This is a genomic window from Blautia sp. HA8986 (genome assembly GCF_056504635.1).
The window spans coordinates 1,606,435-1,623,045 of sequence record NZ_JBWLUQ010000001.1; the positions used below are offsets into that span (position 1 = coordinate 1,606,435).

Sequence of the window (16,611 nt, forward strand, 5' to 3'; positions counted from 1 at the left end):
TTGTTCTATCTCCACTTTTACTGTTCAACCTCTATATAGCCTTCCGGTGCTGACGGCTGCTGTCCTTTTGACATTGCTTCGGTCCATGCACTTGATAATGTTGTATCTTTAAGCTGTTCAATCTCACATTTCGGATTTATTTTTGTCAAAACAGACATTGTGGTGTCTGTAAGAAGAATAGAGTATTCCTTTTCTTTGTCTATTTTCTTATCATTAACTGTTAAGTCCTTTAACGAAAATCCACTTTCCTCTTGACTGACGATCATTTTCATACCGGATGCAATTGGTAATTCGTATTTATTGGTTACATAAAAATTCTCATCAGCATCAGCAAAATAATTTTCCACGAGTTCATAAACCTGTTTACCATTAATTTTTGTAACATATAATGCTGTATCTGAACTCTTCGCTGTCATCATGCCAACCCGGCTGCTGGTGCATTCTCCTTTATACATAGAGGAAGTGAAATAATAATATGGTGCCAGAGCCAGCTGTGCATCATTTTCTTCTCTGATCGTAGTTAAAATGGAAGATGCTGCATCACGGCCATTTCTATCGTTCAGTGAAATGGAATATTCATTTTCAAAATTCACCGTTGCTTTTTCTTCTGGATCTTTACGATTCATTACACTGCGCAAAGTATCATAAGCCTGTGTTTCATCCATTTCCCCTGACAGTAATCCGTGAACAGCCTCAAGACTTGCATCAAATGATTTTTGAGCGGAATATCGGATATAAACAGCATTATTGTTAATTTCCTCTTCCAGTCCAGGCACATCCTGCATCATGGTTGGAACATCTGTATTCAATGAAATAACACCGCTTCCATCCGCAATCAGTTTTTGCCCCTCTTCTGAAATCATACAATCCAGCACATCCAGTGCAGTATCCAGTTTCTCCCGGTCTTTTTCCAGGTTTTTGTTAAATGCAATGTTTAAGGACGGAGTCATGTACACATAGGATTCATCCGATGTCTGTGAAAAATAAGGAATACGGGTCAGCTCCGCATCCATCTGTTTCTGCAGCTGCTGCATAACCGTCGGATGTCCATGAAACATTGCTGATTTTCCCTCGACAAACATCTGGATTCCTGTATCGACGTCAATATTGATATCTTCTTTACCAAAGTGCGAGTCTTTCAGAAACTGGCTGGTTTCTGAAAAAATACGTTTCCATAATGCATCATCAAACTTTACTTCATCCGATGCAGTCTCTGCACCGTTTCGCCATTCAATACCATCCAGGCTTGTGAACTCACCGATTGCCGCCGCCTGGATGATCTCATTATTAGACCAGTCTTCACCAAGATCCATGGAATACGGTTTTATGCCATTATCATAAAACTGCTGACAGGCCTGTACATATTCCTCATAATTTTCTGGAATCTTTACGCCATACTGATCAAACAGTGTTTTGTTGGCAATGATCGTCTGCGGAATACCACAGATTGGCAGCCACTGGATTTCATCCTCCTCATTCTTATAATATTGCACCGCATAAGAATAATACTTGGAAACAACATCATAAGAAGCAAAATCCATAAGATAAGGCTGTAAGTCCTGTGCATCTGTTCCAGAGAATCGACGTACTGTTATGATATCCGGTAATTCATCATGTTCTTTAAAATAACTGTATAAATCGGTATCATTGTTACCAATAATAAATTCAATATCCTGATCAGGAAACTGTTCATGGATATAGGGTGCAATATTTTTCATCAAACGATTTTCCCACAGATAAACGGTAAGATGATCATCATTTTTAGATACTTCTTTCTTTGACTGTCCACATCCAGACAAGACAGCAGATGCTACAAGTACACCTGACACCACTGCAATCAGACAACGTTTTGCCTTTTTCATACTTTTATTTTCCTCATTCTTTCCTGATAAAATCATTATTGTTACGCCTATGAAATAACACCGTAAAAAAGCACCGTCAGACAGACAGTGCACCTCATTTTATGCAACTGGCTGCCATTTTACAGGCCCTGTAGCTTTGCGTCCCAGACTTTCATCTGGTTTGCCGATTTCCTTATTATAGATATAGCTTTTAAACTTATGCCAAAAAAAACTAATTTTATTATACTTTAACGTTCTACTATGCACAAGAAAAAAATTACCGTTTTAACGTTCAAAAACAAAAAAAAGAACAGCCGATATATACATCGAACCGTTCTCCTACTTCCGAAGTCCACGCAGCATTGACATCACTGTTTCCTGCTCATTTGTATTCAGATCGTTCCATATCCTTAAAACTTCTTCCTGCTCTTCTGTCAGATTCTCTGAATTACCTTCCTGAAAAAACTGCGATAATGTCACGCCCAAAGCTGCACATATTTTTTCAAGTGTGATCAGCGACGGCAGGTTTTTCTGCGCCATGATCCTTCCCAGTGACGACTGGGAAATTCCAGACAGTTGCGATAATCTGTATTTACTGATATCACGCTTTTCACATAAAGATGTTATTTTATCCGCAATATACTTCTCTACCTGCAAGTAACTATACCTCATTTCCGCTATTACATGTTCTTATTGTACCTGTAATAATGAAAAAATATTAGCAATCAATTTTGCAAGTATTCATTCCCATTATAGGAAGTATACGGATAAAAAATATAAAGATACTTTCGTTTCCGCAAAAGTCATTTTCGCTTGTGACCTCCGACTCGTTATGCTTATTCTACACCGTCCTTACACCCCGATCAGTCCCTCTCTCCGTCTTATCTTTTCCAGCTACCGCCTGCTTCTGCTGTGTCAGTTTTCTATCTTCTTTTCCCACATCCTTAACCACAGCATTCGCTTCGGTGCTTGTTCCCCACTCATCTGCTCTTCCTTCATTTCTTTCTGCTATCTGCAGTTCTCTTCTCTCCTTCACACCTTTTTCTTCCAGGTTACAAAAGCTCTGCAGATACGGAAGCACATGATTCTGCATGTCTGTCAAATCTTCCATATACTTTTGGAACTCTTCATTTCCTTTGCCTTTCTGGTAATTGATCCAACACTCATCTGTAAGCTTCATTTCATTATCATGCTTCAACTGACTCACAATACCGCCATGTCCATTTCCAATATCCATTGACTTCTTAAAATGATGCAGCTTCTGTTCACCTTTTTCCGCATAATATACAGTCACATATATCTTTGCGATTTTCATAAGTTCGTCTGTTTTTGGATCACGTTTTGCATACCATTCTTTATCTCACATTATATTAACGATCCCTTCCTGTCTGCTGTGGTTCTTTTTATGAGCACAATGGTAATCTTCGGCAGTTTGTAATAGAGAAATTCATCTCCATCCACCTCCACATTTATCAAACGTAATATTACGGATCATATTCCGGTTGATCAGCTGTGTTCCTTTCTTTACAGTATCTACTTGCACCCACTGGGCATCTGCTGCCATCAGCTTTCCTTTGATCGCGCCGACCTCGTTAAACAGGCTTACCACACATTCTCTTCCCATATACTGCTCTAATAATGATCCGTCCATATCTTTCCATTCCTTTCCATTTTCATTCATGATCACGATATTGTTTGCTTCCTGCAGCATAGTCATCATATTGATCATGTTCAGATTATTGATTGCAACCATAGTAGCTACATCCATTTGCTTTCCCCCTTCATCACGTCAGGTTATGATTCTATCATAGCATATCTCTTCATCTATTTCTCCTGCTTTTTCCACTTCTTTATTCTTCGCCTGTAAAAAAATCAGAGGCCGACCGTTCCGTCAGACTCTGATTTTCATTTCATTATTTTTCTGTATTTCTCTCAAAAACGATCTCACCGCCAAGAACTGTCATATCCACTTTCGTGGTCTTAATCTCATCCGGGTCGATCTCATAGATATCCTTCTCGATAACTACGAAGTCCGCATTTTTACCCACTTCGATGGTTCCGTTCTCTTCTTCTGTATAGGAAGCGTAAGCTGCGTTTTTTGTAAAAAGCTTCACCGCTTCATCTACGGACATTTTTTCGGATGGGATCCAGCCTTCCTGTGGCTGACCGCTGATATTTTTGCGGGTGACTGCAAAATAAATATTCTCTATGGCATCAAAGCTTACCACCGGTGCATCGGAACCACCACTTGCATGGATTCCCATATCCAGCATACTCTTCCATGCATACACCTTATCCATACGGTGTGCACCGATAGCCGGTTCCACGGTATTCATATCCAGATCAATAAACACCGGCTGAATATAAGCCAGAAGATCCTGTTCCTTCATTCCTTCCAGAATGCGCAGATTGGTGATCTGGCAATGTACGATGCCGTGTCTGCCTTTTTTATTAGTCTTTCGGTAAGGAGATTTTGCCACAGCCTCAATGACCATATCCATGGCACGATCGCCGATACAGTGTACCGCTGCCTGCATCTGATGCCTGTCAAAAAAAGCAAACAGATCGTCAAGCTCATCCTGACTGAATGTGATGATCCCCGTATTTCCCGGTGCATCCTCGTAAGGCTCATTCATGGCCGCTGTTCTTGCACCAAGGGAACCATCCTGGATCAGCTTCATCGGCCCGATCGTAAAGTGATCTCCCCTCTGCCCGGTACGATATCCTTCCTCGATAAAAGCCTTCGCATCCTCCGCCCGCTCAAAAAGGCACTGCTCATAATGGCGGATACTCAGCTCTCCTCTGGCATCCAGTGCCTTGTAGGAGGCCATGATCCGACGCCAGTTTTTTCCCGGAAGGGAGGCAAGATCATCGGACTGTACACCTGTAAATCCACATTCATTCAGCTTCTTCGCACTGTATCTGATGTAGCCTTCCACTTCTTCCTGGGATGGTGCTTCCAATACGGAAGAATAAAACTGTACCGCATTCTCCTTCAGAAGTCCGGTATCCAGATCAACTTCCTTCTCAATCTCCGGAAACTCCGGGATTTTTTTCAGAAGCTCCAGACCGCAGCTGTTGCACACAGCCACATGCCCACAGACACGAACCATAATGATTGGGATTTCCGTTGAAAGTGCATCCAGCTCATCCTTATGCGGATAGCGCGGCTTATCAAAATGCTCCTCATTCCAGCCTCTGCAGTAGAGCCAGGTCAGCTTCTGACCTTTGCTCTCCTCCAGTCTTTTTTTTGCTGCGGCAAGCATTTCCTCAACACTTGTGCAGTCAAACAGTTTCACAGATCTTTCCACAAATGCATAATGCAGCATATGCATATGTGTATCCACAAAACCGGGCAGCATCAGCCTTCCCTTAAGGTCAATCCGTTTTTTGCAGGAAAAAGCTTCCGCTTCTTTATCAGTTCCCACAAAAACGATCCGGCCATTTTCGATTCCCACAGCCTCTGCCACTTTTTCACTGTCATCCAGTGTTCTTATACATCCGTTAAAAAAAATTGTATCCACTGTTTATTTTTCCTCTTTTTCTTTTTTATCCTCGTAGAAAAGTGCCATATCCTTGTCTACCTTTCCGATTCCCATGTAACGCGCCTTGTAATCCTTCAGCAGTTTAAAGAAGGTACCACTTAAGATAAATAATGTGGCAACATTTACAAATGTAGGGAATACGGTTGTAAAGTCTGCAATTACCCACAGCTGCGCCGGTGTTCCGTTTCCGTAAAGAGTAAGCACTGTGACCAAAAGACCCCATAATGGTGTTCCAAGGATAAAAACCTTCTCTGCAATCTTCAGAACCTTCTGATTATTTTTCAGCCAGTGCTTCAGGATCACGCTGTAATAGGTGAACCATCCGGTTGATGTTGTCAGTCCGAAAAGGAAAATACTGATCGCGATCAGTGCTCTCGCAATGGAGCCCATTCCAGACTCAAATGCTGTCAGTGTCAGCTCTGATCCCTGAAGTCCTGAATTCCAGTAGCCGGTGATGATAACAACAAGACCTGTCATGGAGCAGACTACGATGGTGTCTGCAAATACCTCAAATGCTCCCATCAGTCCCTGTTTTACAGGATGGTCTGTCTTTGCGGAAGCATGGATCATAGGAGATGTTCCCCAGCCTGCCTCGTTGCTGTATACGGAACGGGCAAAGCCAAGACGCATTGCTGTTGCAACACCGGCTCCCATAAATCCACCGACTGCCGCCTGTGTTGTAAATGCACCCTTGAAGATCATTCCAAAGGTTTCCGGCAGCTTGTCAAAATTCACTACCAGTATTGCAAGAGATCCTACAATGTAAAGCATGCACATGATCGGTGTCATATAGGAAGAGATCACACCGACTTTCTTTACACCGCCGATGATGATCAGGTAGATCGCTGCCACATACAGAAGTGACGGCACGATGTACGGCAGGTGGAAGGTACTTCCGACAGCCTCTGATACTGTATAATTCTGTAAGGTGATGAACCATGTCATAAAAATACAGCCGCCGAACAGTACTGCAAAAAGTTTCCAGAAGGGAAGCTTTTTCTCTCCGCCAAGGCCCTTCTGCATGTAGTAGGTCGGTCCTCCCTGGTACTCACCGTTTGGCTGTTTTTCTCTGTAGTACACAGCAAGTGTTACCTCTGCCATCTTGATGACCATTGCAAGAAGTGCTGCGATCCAGAGCCAGAATAATGCACCAGGTCCTCCTGTTGCAATGGCTGTTGCAACACCGGACATGTTGGATACTCCAACGGTGCCGCCGATAGCAATGGAAATAGCCTGGAACGGTGTCAGGCTCTTTCCGTCATCTCCGCCTTCCTGACGGCGTTCTTTACTGAACATGTTTTTCACAATGTAACCAAAATGGCGGAACTGGAAGAAACCGGAACGTACTGTCAGATATACGCCTGTAGCGAGGATCGTGATCAGCAACGGCAGTCCCCAGAGCCAGTTGGTCAGATTTTCAAATAATTCAAACATCTTTTCCTCTCCTGTCCTTCTTATTGTTTTTCTTTTGCATACATTCGGAAAATCCGCGTACAGAATATAAAAAATCCCCAGAACATGAAGTCAGATACGGATACCCGGTGTTCTCGACATACAGCTCTTCTACCATATATCTGCGAGCCCCGTTTCTGCCCTCTTTATGCTTCATGCTCTGGGGATCTTACATTTCAGTCCACTAATCTTCCAAACGATCACAGTATATCACAGTTCCGGAGGAATTGCTACTTTTTCCGTTTGAATTTTGTATTTTTATTCATTTTTCGTGAATATTACTATTTTACCGTATCTTCTCCGGATACTCCACCCCTTCCGGCATGGGATCCCATTCGTTAAGACCAATGCTCTGCTTGAATTTCGCCTGTTCAAGCGTAAGCTTCGGGAGATCATCCTGCAGATAATCCATCAGCTCGCTGATACCTTCCCTGGTCTTGTTATTTACCATAAAGATCCTCTCACATCCCATGTTCTCCATCCACTGTCTGACCATGGGAATGTTGGCATGGGGAGAATCTACTTTGGTGATGATCCCGATCAGCGGCCGCAGGAGAAAGTTCCTGCTGCCGTCACTGAACAGGTTAAATGGCTCATTGGCTGCCTGCACGATGGCGATCACATCCGCCTCAAAGGAAAAGCAGGCCAGTCCTACGCTGAAATGCTTGGATTCCGCATATTCTCCCGGTGAATCAATGGTATCTTCATTTGTATTGGTATACTGGGTCTTATGATAATGAAGCTCTTCCCCTTTAAGAGCCTGTGTCAGAGATGTTTTGCCGGCTTCACTTCGACCCATCAGAAAAATTTTTTTCATTTTTTTATCCCGTCCTGCTCTAGCTTCTGTGGATCTTACAGACATTGAATTTCAATGTCTCATGGAAAAACCGCACCACTTCCTCCACAGCTGTCATCACTTCCGTAAAACCGCCTGTCAGGATCAGTGTCCCGCAGAAACGGTCCATAAATCCAACTTCCACATGAGCTGCCTTCACTGCAACATCTGCCGCAACTACAATAGCCTCCCAGGGTGTGACTCTGACCATACCGATGGCATCTCCTCTGTGGTCCTCGCCTTCATGAACACCGATATGTAATGCAAGATTCTCATAGACTGATTTATCACTTGGTGTAAAAACATGCGCAAAGGAAAGCTCTTTTCCAGGTACCCGCACACGGGTCAGCCGAAGTCTTTTTCCCTTAAGATTTTCATAATCATCATGAAACAACCGCTCCAGCAGTTCTTCCTTTGTTATCCGTTCTTCCATGATACACTTCCTTATCTCTTGGTAATCTTGCAGACTACATATCCAAGCGTATCACGGAAATAATCCACGATCTCCTCCATTGCAGTCTGCACATCGGAAATCTCTCCTGTTATGATCAGTGTTCCTGTAAAACGGTCTGCAAATCCAAGATACACATTACCGCTCTTCACAGCAATATCCGATGCGATCACAGCAGACTCGGAAGGTGTCATGTTCATGATCCCAATTGCAGATGATCCATAATCCACCTGCGGATTCAGTCCAAGCTTCTGATATATGATAGGTGCCGGACCACCCATGATATGAGCAAATGTGATCTCCTTACCGGCTACGGTCTCCTGTACGATTCTGATCTGATCTCTATGTTCATCTGCCATTGATGATTCCTCGCTTTCAAAATTTCGTATTTATCTTCCTGATCCATTGATCAATTTAAGCGAATCAAGGAATCCCCCTGCCCCTGTAAAAAACAACAGGCAGAAGGTGGGACTTGCTTTTATCCGCTTGACTATTCGATAAGCCGGATTTTTTTATATCCGGCTTACAATTTCCCTACATTAAATTTTACTATCTGCACATCTTAATGTCAATACAATTCTTCGAAAACAAGGCAAAAAACAACGTTTTTCAAAATTAAAATCCACAAAAAACAACATCCATTTTCATATCCGGTTCGAAAACCCGTCAGAAATCTGCTCAGAACTCAAACGCCTTCTTAATGCTGTCATAATGCAAAAATTTTCCCTCAGCCGCAAACGCTTTGATCTGATCCAGAGTTGCAAACATATATCCGTCTGTCTCCTCTGTCTGAAGCTTCAAATCGCCGTCAGCCACATCCATGACAAAACGGTAAACATCCACAAAGTAATTATCCCCCTCACCCGGGTTCTCTCTTTTATATGTAAAAAGATATCCGCCCTCTGCCTCACTGGCGTCCAGTCCGGTCTCCTCTTTCACCTCACGGAGTACTGCATCACGGGAAGCCTCTCCTGCCTGAGCTGCACCGCCGGAAACCTCCCACCAGCCCGGAGCCCAGGCTTTCGTCATCACACGCTTGGTAATAAGGAAAGTTTTGTCCGGTCTTGCTACCACACCTAAGACTGTCAGATGATACTCTCCGTCCTTTAAACACCAGTCATTACGCTTCATAGTACGTCCCGTCGGTTTCTTATCTGCATCGTAAATATCCCAGAATTCCATTTTATCTGTCTCCTGTCTTTTTACAGAACACGGAAATACATTCTTACATTTGATCCGTTTCAGCCTGCCCGTTTCTCCGTTTTCTGTATCTTTTTTATTTACTATGATAACACGTTAAAATCATATATGTAAACCCCTGGATCCGGTACCATTTCCCAGTTAGCGTTGCTGTTGTTACCGTTCACTCCGTTCTCTGTAACCAGTCAGCTTTCTACATCTTTTTTTCATATTATAAGCATGCAAGTACCTGCAGCCTGAAAGATGATATGCAAAAATCTATAGATTATTTTTATTATATCACCCGTATTATGAATTAGTTTTATAGATTATTCTGTTATATAATTAACACAAACAAACGATTCTATTTAAAATAACCAGGGAGGTTTTTCCAGATGAAGAATGATTATCCGCATATTTTTTCCCCATTAACCGTTAAAAATATGACTATCAAGAACCGTATTGTTATGATGCCGATGGGCACCAACTACGGTGAACAGAACGGCGAAATGAGTTTTCTTCATATCAATTATTATGAGCAGCGTGCAAAGGGTGGCACAGGTCTCATCATCGTAGAGAACGCAAGCATCGATTCCCCTCAGGGCTCCAACGGAACTACCCAGCTTCGTATCGATCATGACAACTATCTGCCACGTCTTTTTAAATTCTGTGAGAACATCCACAGATATGGAACAAAGATCGCGATCCAGATCAACCATGCAGGTGCTTCTGCAATTTCTTCCAGAATTAACATGCAGCCGGTTTCCGCATCCGACGTTCCATCCAAAGAAGGTGGCGAGATCCCGCGTCCTCTTTCCAAAGAAGAGATTCTTCACATCGTAAAGAAATACGGCGAGGCTGCAAAGCGTGCACAGACAGCCGGCTTTGACGCAGTAGAAATCCATGCAGGACACTCCTATCTGATCAGTCAGTTCCTGTCCCCGATCACAAACAAGCGTACAGATGAGTTCGGCGGATCTGTTGAGAACCGTACCCGTTTCTGCCGCATGGTCATTGATGAGGTAAGAAAACAGGTAGGACCTTTCTTCCCGATCATGCTCCGTCTCAGTGCGGATGAGCTGATGGAGGGTGGAAATACACTGGAGGATACTCTGGAATACCTAGATTACCTTCAGGAAGAGGTTGATATCTTCGATGTTTCCTGCGGACTTAATGGTTCCATCCAGTACCAGATCGATGCAAACTATCTCCCGGACGGCTGGCGTTCCTATATGGCAAAGGCTGTAAAAGAAAAATTCAACAAACCATGTATCTCCATGGGTAATGTCCGTGACCCGAAGGTTGCTGAGCGTATCCTGGCTGACGGTGACGCAGACCTGATCGGTATGGGCCGTGGTCTGATTGCAGACCCTGCATGGGTAAACAAGGTTGCTACAGGTCATGAGTGTGACCTCCGCAAATGTATCTCCTGTAATGTTGGCTGTGCCGGAAACCGTATCGGTGTAAACCGTCCGATCCGCTGTACTGTAAACCCATCTGTTCTTGAGGGCGATGTATATAAGAAAAAACATGTAAATGAAAACTGCAATGTGGTTGTTATCGGCGGCGGTACTGCCGGACTGGAAGCTGCCTGTACAGCCGCAGAGGTTGGCTGCAATACCTTCCTTCTGGAAAAAGGCAATGAGCTTGGCGGACTTGCATCTCTGATCTCAAAGATCCCTGCAAAGAACCGTCTGGCTGATTTCCCGCACTATCTCATGCATCGTGCAGAACAGCTTGATAACCTTTACATCTTTAAAAACACAGAAGGAACACCAGAAAACATCCGCAAGTTCCATCCGAATATCATCGTAAGCTCCACCGGCTCTGCTCCGCTTCTGCCTCCGATTACAGGGCTGAAGGATCGTATTGACAACGAAGACTATAATATTTATTCTATTCTTGGTATGATCAGCCACATTAATGATTTTCCGAAGGATCTGGAAGGCAAAAAGGTTGTTGTTGTAGGCGGCGGTGCTGTAGGTCTAGATGTTGTGGAATTCTTTGCTGACAGAAACGCTGACATCTCTATCGTTGAGATGATGGATCAGATCGGACGTGATCTTGACCCGGTAAGCAAGAATGACACAAAAACCATGATGAAAAAACACAATGTACATCAGCTTACAAAAACTGCTCTCCTTGAGGTTAAGGATTCTTCCTTCCTTGTCAAAGGCGACGGCGAGCCTTATGAGCTTCCATTTGAGTACGGCTTCGTATGTCTCGGAATGAGAGCTCAGGGACAGCTTTACCAGAGCCTCACAGAGGAATTTTCTTCTGAGGATGTTGAGATCATGAACATCGGCGACAGCCAGAGAGCAAGACGAATCATTGACGGTACCCAGGAAGGACGCAATATCCTTACCATTCTTGAGCAGAAGGGATACCTTTAATATTTTTTCCGCTATACCCTTTCCGGGAACATTTCAATCCTTCTACCGGAAAGTGTATATAGATCTGTTACAGTTCACTCGGTGATCCGTAACATAGTTTTTCCACGTCTTCCTCCCCCGCAGCCGTCCGGAGAATGTCCGCAGCTTCTTCAGATCTATGTGGCGGGAGGTTTAAAAAAGACAAATCTTCATCCAGATTTTACCAACGAGAGGAGTTATTACCATGTCAGAAAGAATCACAGGACATACCGAACTGATCGGTCTTATGGCATATCCGATCCGCCACTCCAGCTCTCCTGCCATGCAGAACGAGGCTTTCGCAAAGCTTGGCTATGATTATGCATACCTTGCATTTGAGGTTGGCGCAGACGAGATCGAGGATGCTGTAAAAGCCATCCGTACTCTGAAAATGAGAGGTTCCAACGTTTCCATGCCGAACAAAACTCTGGTAGGCCAGTACCTTGACGAGCTTTCACCGGCAGCAGAAATGTGCGGTGCTGTAAATACCATCGTTAATGATCATGGTCATCTTACAGGTCATATCACAGACGGTATCGGATTTATGGCAGCACTGAAAGACAATAACATCGACGCCATCGGAAAGAAAATGACCATCGTAGGTGCAGGTGGTGCCGCAACTGCTATCGAGATCCAGGCAGCACTTGACGGTGTAGGCGAGATCGTGATCTTCAACCGCAAAGATGAATTCTGGGACCGTGCAGTATCTACGGTAGAAAAGATCAATACCAGAACTTCAAGCCATGCTGTTCTTTATGATCTGGCAGATCTTGACCAGCTGAAAAAAGAAATGTCTGACAGCTATATTTTCGTAAATGCAACAGGCGTTGGAATGAAACCACTGGAAGGTCAGTCCGTTGTTCCGGATAAGTCTTACTTCCGCCCGGAGCTTATTGTTGTTGACGTGCCTTACTCCCCTCTTGAAACTGCTATGCGTTCCATGGCAAAGGAAGTTGGCTGCAAGACAATGAACGGACTTGGCATGATGCTTTTCCAGGGCTCCGCTTCATTTGAACTGTGGACCGGCGAACCGATGCCGATCGAGCATATGAAAGAGATTCTTAATATCAGATACGACGACTAAACTGCTATCTGTTCCTGTCGTATCAGAAAGGACTATTATGAAAACAGTTCAGATAAGAAATATCACACTCGGAGAGGGAAGACCGAAGATCTGTGTCCCGATCGTGGGACAGACAAAGGAGGATATCCTCCTTGAGGCAGGGACCTTCGCAAGAATTCCCGTAGACGTTGTAGAATGGCGTGTTGACTGGTTTGAGGACGTTTTTGACACAGACAAGGTTCTGGATGTGGCAAAAGATCTCCAGACCGTTTTAAAAGACACTCCGATCCTCTTCACCTTCCGTACGGCAAAGGAAGGCGGAGAAAAAGCAATCTCCAATGAAGATTACAAAGCCCTTAACATGGCCGTTGCAAAGAGCGGCTATGTAGATCTCATTGATGTAGAAGCCTTCACAGGTGAGGAGATCGTAAAAAGCATGATTCAGGAAGCACACAGCTATGGCGTAAAGGTCATCGCTTCCAACCATGATTTTGACGCAACTCCTGAGAAGGATGAGATCGTGCGCCGTCTCTGTATGATGCAGGACTATGGCGCAGATATCCCCAAAATGGCTGTTATGCCAAGAAACAAACAGGACGTGCTTACACTCTTAAGTGCCACTCTGGAAATGTCCGAGCAGTTCGCCGACCGCCCGATCATTACCATGTCCATGGCAGGTACAGGTGTTGTCAGCCGTCTTACAGGCGAGACTTTTGGTTCCGCCCTCACCTTCGGTGCAGCTACAAAAGCTTCCGCACCGGGACAGATCAATGTCAACGAGCTTGAACAGGTTCTTGACATTATCCACAAAAGCCTGTGATCCTGTGACCTCCCATAAAAAGGATCTACAGTAGATTTTTTGTAACAGAACGTAAATTATAAACCAATTTTTAAACCCAATTGATGTAACAAATTTTTGCAATTTTAATCCCATAATAGCAAATCTATTAAAATAATAATTAAAAACAACAAATCTCATGACAAAAGGAAGAAGTATGCTGACCCATCCAGCACACTTCTTCTTTTTCTGTTTTTTATATCTTTGTTATTTCTCTGATCATTTTTTATCCTCGATCGCATTCTCCTCTTTCTTTCTCGGATCCCAGTTTGAAAGGAAGATATTCAGACCGAAGCCTACAGCCAGAGCCCATGCGGATGCCCATGCAGTTCCCTGGGTTGCAAGTACGGCTGCCATAACGCCTGCGATCATCTTATCACGGTCTGTCTTGCAGTAGTCCATACCGATTCTTGCACAGACAAAAGCCTGGAACATCAGTGTAATAGAAGAACCAACACCGAAGATCGGACGGAAGAAGCTTACTACCGGAATGATCAGCACACTCAAAAATGTAGCAATACGGAAGGACGCCATTCCGCCAAGAAGAGATTTCATGGCTTTCTTTCCTTCTTTGTAACGGATGGAGACAGATACTGTCATACCAACCCATAACGGACCGGAAAGTGGCGGGAACGGTGCGATGATGGAAAGGATCAGGTTTCTCAGACCGCTGACCAGATTGGAACGGCTGGAATTGAAATCAATATACTCATCATCTCTGGACTGACGTGCCTCTGTAACAAGTGTCTCTGTTGTAACAAAATCACCAAACGCGATAACGTAACATACCAGTGCCAGAGGAAGTGCCTTCACAAACATGGAAATCGGCGGGATACCCACGCCAAAGATACTTACCTGGCTGATGATCTCCTTAAACTGCGGAATCTTGATAAAGGTACCGATCTCAAGTCCCGGTTTGTCCAGCTCTCCTACAAGAAGACCGACTACCATGGCGATCAGATACGGAAACAGGTTTCCATAGCGAGCAACAAGATCCAGAAATTTATTGTTCTTTCTCTTCTCCTGATACTTGTCAGAAAAACTGATCAGGATCAGAAGACCTACACCTGCAACAATGGCCAGCGGATATTTGTGCATGTTGCCGCCCTCTCCCAGCTGACCTGCCATAACCGTAACCGGCGCAGCAAGAAGGATTCCACCTTTTACAGAATCCGGCACAGCATGAACGAATTTATCCGCAAGCTTGGTAATGCCCATGAATATGAATACCAGGCCAACCAGCATCTGCAGGGCTATCATCGCCTGTATTCGCTCTTTTCCCATAGGGAAGCCTTCCAGGAACACGATGGTAAGCGGTAAGGTCGGTGTGATCCATCCCGGAACTACCGGATCACCAAGTAAACTGTGCAGCATGTAAAGCATGGTCTCAATGATGACACAGCTCCATGCCAGCTCATAAGGCAGTCCCAGATACTGTTCAAGATACGGAACAGCCGCCAATGCCGTAACTCCAAGGATCAGACCCTGGATAAACTCTACGGACTCTATTTTATAGTGAATAAACGGAAAACGAATCTGAAATGGCCCAAACGGAATGTAGGGCAGTTCGTTTTCTCTTCGCTGTCTTGCTGCACGTGCCATAACGATTCTCCTTTATCGGTTTTTTTGATAATACATATATAATATCTTCTGTTCTGGAAGTTTGTTAATTAACAAACATTTTCAGAAACGGAAAAGTCCAATCCGGGAATTGTTCCCGAATTGGATTTTTCCCTGCTCCGATTCAGTCATTTTCATCCAAATCGCAACAGTTATTCACGTCTTTTCTTCTCAGGCTTCTTTTCCACGGTTCATCTTAACGAACAGTGCAAGAAGGATTCCAACGAATGTCACTGCCATGTTGAGAAGCAGGATCATTCTTGGAGCACTGGTTCCGGCAGTCTTTGTAATGTAGCCAGCCAGTGTCAGAATGGTGTAGTTCGCAACGCTGGATGCGATCATGACCATGGATGTTGCAGTTCCCTTGTTCTCCGGGAAGAACTCAGCAGTTGTGGAAACAGCCAGCTGAAGCACACCGCCTGCGCCTGCAAAACCGATCACAAATCCACCGATGAGGCAGATGGTCGGATTCTGGATAAAGTAGCACAGTCCCAGCATGATGAAAGAGATCAGCGGATAAATGATCAGGATATTGATTTCCTTCAGTCCTTTTTTGATAAATACAGAGGAACACAGGATTGCTGCAAAGGTTCCTACTGCATAGAAGGACTGGATCTTGGAAGGATCACTTAAGTTATAAAGCTTTCCAAGCTCCTGGTTGCAGTTCAGCCACAGCATGAATGTAGATGAGCTTGTGAATCCGATGAGGATTGCTGCAAAAGCTGCCGGAGTGATCTTTAATTTTGTTTTTTCTTTCTTTACTGTACCTTTCGCATTTCTCTCCGGGAATGGCAGGAACAGGATCAGGATTCCATCGATAAAGATCGCAGCACCTGCAACAATAAAGATGGTTCTGTAGGACATATTAGCCGCTGCTACAAATCCGATCAGGAAAGGAAGCAGAAACTGGCTGATACACATGGAGAATTTTGTAAACAGGTTCGCTACAGAAGGATTGTTTACGTAAATCTCCATACATGTCGGGCTTACGCAGGTGTCCAGGAAGGAGTTTGCGATACCACCTACAATGGCAAAGGCGTAGGCAACTCCCATAGACGGAGCAAATGCGATTCCCATAAAGTACGCTGCATAACAGATCACGCCGATAATTCCGCTTAATCTGCGTCCGAATTTGTCGGACAGGGGACCGGAAAACGGAAGTGAGATCAGTCTTCCAAGTCCAAGTGCGGCAATTACAGATACTACCATGCTGACATCCATGGTTCCATCACTTAAAGCCTTTGCTCCCCAGTGAGCCGCAAGCTCCGGCTTGTACTGGCCCATGATGGAAGCTCCGATTCCGTGGATGAAGTATGTAAAATACAGCGCGATAGAAGTAATCACTAAATTTTTCTTACCTGTCTGGCTCATTTTTC

At 44.2% G+C, this 16,611-nt stretch carries 15 protein-coding genes and 1 riboswitch; of the genes, 3 read left to right on the plus strand and 12 right to left on the minus strand.

Going from position 1 to position 16,611, the window contains the following annotated elements; translation table 11 throughout:
- Positions 1-17: 17 nt before the first annotated feature.
- The 10 genes from AC04Q4_RS07510 to AC04Q4_RS07555 form a co-directional block, all read right to left on the minus strand.
- Complete coding sequence (locus AC04Q4_RS07510) at positions 18-1,862, minus strand: extracellular solute-binding protein (protein WP_476388793.1); 1,845 nt, start codon at positions 1,860-1,862, stop codon at positions 18-20.
- 99 nt (positions 1,863-1,961) lie between these two features.
- A riboswitch (cyclic di-GMP riboswitch) is annotated at positions 1,962-2,037 on the minus strand.
- 143 nt (positions 2,038-2,180) lie between these two features.
- Positions 2,181-2,513, minus strand: a complete 333-nt coding sequence (locus tag AC04Q4_RS07515) for a helix-turn-helix domain-containing protein (RefSeq protein WP_476388794.1) — start codon at positions 2,511-2,513, stop codon at positions 2,181-2,183.
- Positions 2,514-2,682: 169 nt separating this feature from the next.
- On the minus strand, positions 2,683-3,156 hold the full coding sequence (locus tag AC04Q4_RS07520; protein ID WP_476388795.1) for a hypothetical protein: 474 nt from the start codon (positions 3,154-3,156) through the stop codon (positions 2,683-2,685).
- A 132-nt stretch (positions 3,157-3,288) separates the two neighbouring features.
- Positions 3,289-3,609, minus strand: a complete 321-nt coding sequence (locus tag AC04Q4_RS07525; RefSeq protein WP_173737355.1) for a hypothetical protein — start codon at positions 3,607-3,609, stop codon at positions 3,289-3,291.
- 145 nt (positions 3,610-3,754) lie between these two features.
- On the minus strand, positions 3,755-5,365 hold the full coding sequence (locus tag AC04Q4_RS07530; protein ID WP_476388796.1) for an amidohydrolase family protein: 1,611 nt from the start codon (positions 5,363-5,365) through the stop codon (positions 3,755-3,757).
- A gap of 3 nt (positions 5,366-5,368) precedes the next feature.
- Positions 5,369-6,820, minus strand: coding sequence for an amino acid carrier protein (locus tag AC04Q4_RS07535; RefSeq protein WP_476388797.1), 1,452 nt, complete (start codon positions 6,818-6,820; stop codon positions 5,369-5,371).
- A 304-nt stretch (positions 6,821-7,124) separates the two neighbouring features.
- Positions 7,125-7,655, minus strand: coding sequence for a EutP/PduV family microcompartment system protein (locus tag AC04Q4_RS07540; protein WP_173737358.1), 531 nt, complete (start codon positions 7,653-7,655; stop codon positions 7,125-7,127).
- 19 nt (positions 7,656-7,674) lie between these two features.
- On the minus strand, positions 7,675-8,106 hold the full coding sequence (locus AC04Q4_RS07545) for a BMC domain-containing protein (RefSeq protein ID WP_173737359.1): 432 nt from the start codon (positions 8,104-8,106) through the stop codon (positions 7,675-7,677).
- Positions 8,107-8,117: 11 nt separating this feature from the next.
- A complete protein-coding gene (locus AC04Q4_RS07550; protein ID WP_119239623.1) occupies positions 8,118-8,483 on the minus strand; it encodes a BMC domain-containing protein in 366 nt (121 codons plus the stop codon).
- A gap of 319 nt (positions 8,484-8,802) precedes the next feature.
- On the minus strand, positions 8,803-9,306 hold the full coding sequence (locus AC04Q4_RS07555) for an NUDIX domain-containing protein (RefSeq protein ID WP_476388798.1): 504 nt from the start codon (positions 9,304-9,306) through the stop codon (positions 8,803-8,805).
- A gap of 392 nt (positions 9,307-9,698) precedes the next feature.
- Between AC04Q4_RS07555 and AC04Q4_RS07560 the strand changes: the two genes are divergently transcribed.
- The 3 genes from AC04Q4_RS07560 to aroD all read left to right on the plus strand — a co-directional run bounded on the left by AC04Q4_RS07560 (position 9,699) and on the right by aroD (position 13,597).
- Positions 9,699-11,696, plus strand: a complete 1,998-nt coding sequence (locus tag AC04Q4_RS07560; RefSeq protein ID WP_476388799.1) for an oxidoreductase — start codon at positions 9,699-9,701, stop codon at positions 11,694-11,696.
- 223 nt (positions 11,697-11,919) lie between these two features.
- A complete protein-coding gene (locus AC04Q4_RS07565) occupies positions 11,920-12,798 on the plus strand; it encodes a shikimate dehydrogenase (protein WP_476388800.1) in 879 nt (292 codons plus the stop codon).
- A 37-nt stretch (positions 12,799-12,835) separates the two neighbouring features.
- Positions 12,836-13,597, plus strand: coding sequence for a type I 3-dehydroquinate dehydratase (aroD, locus tag AC04Q4_RS07570; RefSeq protein ID WP_476388801.1), 762 nt, complete (start codon positions 12,836-12,838; stop codon positions 13,595-13,597).
- Positions 13,598-13,834: 237 nt separating this feature from the next.
- On the opposite strand, the gene AC04Q4_RS07575 is transcribed toward aroD, so the two are convergent.
- Entirely contained in the window at positions 13,835-15,217 is a 1,383-nt protein-coding gene (locus AC04Q4_RS07575; protein WP_476388802.1) for a hypothetical protein, read from the minus strand.
- A 189-nt stretch (positions 15,218-15,406) separates the two neighbouring features.
- A complete protein-coding gene (locus AC04Q4_RS07580) occupies positions 15,407-16,606 on the minus strand; it encodes an MFS transporter (RefSeq protein ID WP_476388803.1) in 1,200 nt (399 codons plus the stop codon).
- Between the last annotated feature and the right edge of the window lie 5 nt (positions 16,607-16,611).